Consider the following 5851-nt stretch of genomic DNA (forward strand, 5'->3'; position numbering starts at 1 on the left):
ACAGGGTGTGGACGCTCTGGGTGCTGGTGGGTCTTTGGGGACTATCTGTTCTTGCCGCAGGGTTCCAGTCTTGTAGTTGCTGCTGGCGTTCGGCGTCGCTCAGGAAGTCGAGTTCGCCTATGGCTTCCTGGGGGGCGGCCACGACGGCTTCGAGCAGGCGTTCATAGTGGTTCAGCAGGCGTTCTATGGTCTCGGCCTTGAACAGGTCGGTGTTGTATTCCATCGTCCCGACGATGTTGCCGTCAATTTCTGCTAGATTGAAAGTGATGTCATAACGGGCAACCCCCTCATCTTCGGCCATATCAAACAGGCTGACATCAAGCCCTTGAAGCTTCATGTCTTTCAGCGGGTTTTCAACCAGCGAAAAAGACACCTGAAAGAATGGTGTATGACTGAGGCTGCGTTCAGGCTTGAGTTGTTCGACCAGGTTTTCAAACGGTACATCCTGATGCCTGTAGGCATTGATGGTGGTGTTTTTTGTACTTTGCAGGAGCGAGGTAAAAGATTGTTCAAGATTGAGGTTGAAGCGTAAAACCAGGGAATTTAAAAACAGGCCTATCAATTGTTCAGTGCCCTGCACTTCGCGTTTGGAAATAGGTGTGCCGATCGCAAAGTCAAATTGACGCGCATGCCTGCTCAGCAATACGGAAAACGCCGAAATCAGCGTCATGAACAGGCTCACGCTATGCTGCCTGCTCAGCTCTTGCAACTGGCGGCTGGTTTCGTGTCCAATAGATATTTTTCGCGTGGCACCGGAAAAAGTCTGCGCACGTGGACGTTCAAAATCGAGTGGTAATTCCAGACCCTGGGGCAAACCTGCAAGCGCATTTTTCCAATAGCTGGTTTGTTCTTCAAGCTGCTGGTTTTGCGCGGCCTGATTTTGCCAGGTCACATAGTCACCATACTGGAAGGGCAATGCCGCCACAACGTCTTCACCGCTTGTTCTGTTATAAAACCCTGACAACTCCTTGATGAAGATGGCAACAGACTGACCATCGGCAACAATATGATGAAAAGTAATATGCAATACATGCCTGTCTGAACCGACGAGTTTGATCAGGCAAAAGCGGTATAAGGTATCGTCGCTCAGATTGAAAAATATACTTTTTTCGCGATGACACAAGCTGCGCAATGCCTCGGCATTTTCGGCAATTTCTTCAACCAGCTTCGTCTCAGAGGGTGTATCAATGACTTGCCTTGCCTCGCCATCAATTTCGACGAAGCGTGCACGCAGGGCTTCATGACGGTGCACGATGCTAGTCAACGCTGCATGTAATTTTTCTTTGTCCAACGTCCCTTGCAATTGCAAGGCAAGCGGTATGTTGAAAACCGCATTCTTTCCTATGAATTTATACAGGAACCATAAACGCTGCTGGGCTGGCGAAAGCAAGGAAGGTATATCAGCACCACGCCTGGTCAGGACAGGTGCTGAAGCCGTTTCAGCAGGATGTCGTGGTGACGCGACAAAGGCACTGAAGCGATCCAGTGTCTGGTTTTCAAACAAATCCCTTACTGTGATGGCAGTAGAAAATTTTTCCCGCGCACGGGAAACCAGCTGGGTTGCCAGCAATGAATGGCCGCCCAGTTCGAAGAAATTGTCGAACCGGCCAATATGCTTCACGCCCAGCATTTCTGCCCATAGCTGCGCCATTTGCTGTTCAAGTTCACCAACAGGTGCCTGGCTGACGGATGCGGAAGTTTCAAACTGGATGACCGGTAAGGCTTTTCTATCGACTTTGCCATTCGCCGTCAGTGGTAGTTTGACCAGTCTGTCGAAAGCAGCAGGTACCATGTAGGCGGGCAGGCTTTGCTGCGCAAATGCCCGCAATTCACTGGCATCAATCACACCGGCATCGTTGTCATGCGAAACATAATGAACAACGATTTTCTTGTCTTTCTCTTCGCCCTGGACACTGGCAGCAGCGGCCTTGATACGCGGATGTGCGGCGAGGCAGGCTTCAATTTCACCAAGTTCGATACGGTAGCCACGCAGTTTTACCTGCTGGTCTTTTCGTCCGATAAATTCAAGTTTGCCATTCTTGCGGTAACGTACCAGATCACCAGTGCGATAGAGGCGTGCACCCGAGCGTTGAGAAAACGGGTCTGGCAAAAATTTTTCGGCAGTCAGTTTTTTATCCCTGGCATAGCCACGCGCCAGGCATTCACCACCGATATAGAGTTCACCCACCACACCGACGGGCGCAAGCTGGAAGGCTTCATTGAGTACATAGCCGTTGACATTGGCCACAAACTTGCCAATCGATACGTCTTCCGAGCCGTCGAACGTACCTGAAGTACAGGCAATCGTGCACTCGGTGGGGCCATAGGCGTTCGTCAGGGTGCAAACCTGTGACCACTGTCTGGCAATTTCTTTGGGAATGGCTTCGCCGCCGACACTGAGTGAGCGGTAGCTGGCAAAGTCTTTTTTATCAAGCACCGACAGGAAAGCAGGTGGAATATAACCGCGGTTGACTGCATTGCGTTTGCTGTAACGACTGAATTCTTCAGCGTCAGTCAGCACCTTCACCGTCGGGATATGCAATATGCTGCCAGACAACAAGGAATTGAAGATTTCGGCACTGGCAGCGTCGAAACTGACAGGTGCAAATTGCAGGTTACGGCATTCGCCATTAAAGCCCCTGCGCTGTATGGAATCCTGGCATAGATTCGACAAACTGGAATGCCGCACCATGACGCCCTTGGGCCGACCGGCCGTGCCTGAGGTATAGAGCCAGTAAACCAGGTTGTCTGGATGCAGGCCGATACCCGCCGCCGGAACATCCGGGTAACTCGCAATGCCCAGGTAAGCTTCTTGCTGCAATACGGTCGGCACATGCACATTTTGATAGGCATAAGAATGCAATGCCTCAGGCAATGCAATATTGGACAGGATAAATCTGACACCGGCATCTGCCAATATGAATTGCGTTCTCTCTGCCGGGTGCCCTGCGTCCAGCGGCACATAGCAGCCACCACTTTTAATGATGGCAAGGATGGCAATTACCGTCTCTATCGAGCGTTCAAAATACAGACCGACGCGGTTTTCTACTGCCATGCCCAGGTTCAACAGATATCCTGCCAGGTAATTGGCGCGGTTATTGAGTTCGCGGAAAGAAATACATTGATGCTCAAACACCAGTGCAATCGCATCCGGGCTGGCTTTAGCCTGGCGCTCGAATAGCTGGTGTACGCAGTTATCGATTTTAAAAGCAGATGCAGTCTGGTTCCAGGTCTGGATTTGTTGATGCTTATCCTGTTTGCTGATGCATTCAAAGACAGACAATGCGCTGGAAGGGAATGCGCCGACAATACCGGCAACATTCTTGAAGCTCTCCAGCATGCTTTCTGCCGTGTCTTCATCAAACAGGTCTTTTGCATATTCCAGCTTGCAATGCAAACCACCCGGTACGACTTTCACAAGCAGGGTCAGGTCGAAATGGGCAACGCCCTGCTTTCCTGCACTGCCAGAAAGCAGGCTGCCAGAATCATCCGCATCTTCTACACTGGCCCAGCTGGTATCAGGCTGCTCTTCTTCATTCACCAATACCAGCATCACCTGAAACAAGGGGGTCGTGCTGAGGCTGCGTGCGGGTTTGAGCGTTTCTACCAGCAAATCAAATGGAATATCCTGATTAGCCATCGCCTTGAGAACAACAGCTCGCGTATCAGTGAGAATATCAAGAAAGCTTTTCTGATCGGACGGCTTACAGCGCATGACCAGGGTATTGACAAAAAAGCCGATTACATTTTCCAGATCGCTATGCGGGCGATTGGCAACCGGGCTGCCTATCGCTATATCATTTTGATTGCTATACCGTCCCAGTAAAACGGCAAAGGCTGACAGCAGCACCATATAAAGACTGGCATTATTTTCATGCGCCAGGGTTTTCAGCCTGCTCGTCGTCGGGCGGTCTATCCGTGTTTCTACCCATGCACCTGCATGGCTGCGCTGTGACAAACGAGGCCGGTCAACAGGCAGGCTAAGACTGGGTGCCAGTTCTGCAAGCTGTCGCCGCCAGTAGTTTTCCTGATCCTTGAATTCGCCATTTTTCAGGCGTGCCTGCTGCCAACGGGCATAATCAGAAAACTGCAATGGCAAAGCCGCCAGTTGCGCCTGTTTGTTTTCAGAAAATACCGCGTACAGCGTGGCCAGCTCTGTCATGAAAACGGTGATGGACAAACCATCGAAGATACTGTGATGGAAAGTCGCCAGTAGGCAATATGGGTTTCCTGTGGTTTCAAACAACTGCTTGATCAACTTGAAACGGTAAAGGCGATCATGGCCGAGGTCGAAGCAATAACTGCTTTCTTCCGCACATGCGGCATGCCAGCGCCCTATCGTGTCGACTTCTTCAAGCGGTAAAATGACCTGGTGTACCTGATCAATTTGTAAATGCGGCACGCCGTCTTGTGCTGCAAATGAAGTCCTCAGCGATTCATGCCGCTCAACAATGGACTGCAAAGCCTGTTTTAAAGCAGTGATATTGAGTTCACCCGTGAGGCGGATGATTTTTGGAATGTTGTAGGTCGGACTTGGTCCTTCCAGCTGATTCAGGAACCACAGTCTTTGCTGCGAGTAGGACAAGGCCAGCGGTAGCGCCTTGATATCAGCCGCTGCTGGCGTTAGGTTGCTACTTCGCACAATCGCCGTTGTCTGGGCAATGCAATTCGCCATAGCACGGAGACTGCGATGGATAAATAACTGGTCAAGCGACAGCTCAACAGAAAATGCATCCCTGATACGTGCCAGCAATTGCATCGCCAAAAGCGAATGCCCCCCCAGCTCAAAGAAGTTATCAAAGCGCCCAACCTGCTGACGCCTGAGCAAGCCTTCCCACAAGGCCGCCACCCGTTGTTCCACTTCCCCTTGCGGTGCCACATAACCCACACGCTGTTCTGCCCCGTCCGGTACCGGCAGGGCTGCCCTGTCAAGCTTGCCATTGGGCGTCAGCGGCAATGCTTGCAAGACCACGAAGGCCGACGGCATCATGTAGGCTGGCAGTTGCTTTTGCAGGCTGGCTTTGAGGCTGTCTGTCAGTGCTGCATTACTTGTATTTGTACTATTGGTGCTATTGCTGCTGTTGCTGTCAGTCTGTTGATGCGGTACCAGGTAGGCCACAATCTGGCGGTATTCAGGCTGGTCTTCCCTGACGATGACAACGGCATCTTTGATGTCCGGCTGTTGCAGGCAGGTGCTTTCTATTTCTCCGAGTTCAATACGGAATCCTCTGACCTTGACCTGGTGGTCTGCTCTTCCCAAATATGCAAGCTTGCCATCGGGCAGGTAGCGGACAAGATCGCCAGTACGGTACAGACGGCTGCCTGCTTGTGGACTGAAGCGGTCAGGCAGGAATTTCTCTGCGGTAAGACCCGGTCTTTGCAGGTAACCACGGGCCACGCCGATGCCGCCGATGTAGAGTTCTCCCGTGACGCCCTGGGGCAGTAGCTGGCCGGTAGGGCTGAGGACGTAGAACTGGGTATTGGCGACGGGCCAGCCTATGGTTTCTATGCCTTGGGCCTGGCGTTTGACGTAGCTGGAGTAGGTGGTGCCTTCTGAGGGGCCATAGAGGTCGTAGACCTGGGCGATGGGGGTTTCTGTGTAGAGGCGGTCTACCAACGCAGCTTTGAGGGGTTCGCCGGCGAGGTTGAGGACTTTGACACCGGCGGGGAAGGCTTTGCGGTCGAGCAGGACTTTGGCGGCCGAGGGGACGGTGTTGATGAGGGTGATCTGTTGTTTGCTGTGTTCATCGAGTTTTTCCAGGGCGAGGATGTTGTCGATGAGGATGCAGGTTTGCCCTGTGGTTAAGGGCAGGAAGATTTCGTAGATGGAGAGGTCGAAGCAGAAGGAGGT

General features: G+C 52.0%; 1 protein-coding gene. It reads right to left on the reverse strand.

Translation table 11 applies throughout. From position 1 onward, the window contains the following. Nucleotides 1-5851 (reverse strand): amino acid adenylation domain-containing protein (locus tag ACO0LH_RS28240; protein WP_422944489.1); only part of this gene is annotated, 5851 nt, incomplete at both ends.

The sequence above is a fragment of the Undibacterium sp. TJN19 genome, assembly GCF_049339485.1.
In the GTDB taxonomy this organism is placed as follows: domain Bacteria; phylum Pseudomonadota; class Gammaproteobacteria; order Burkholderiales; family Burkholderiaceae_D; genus Undibacterium.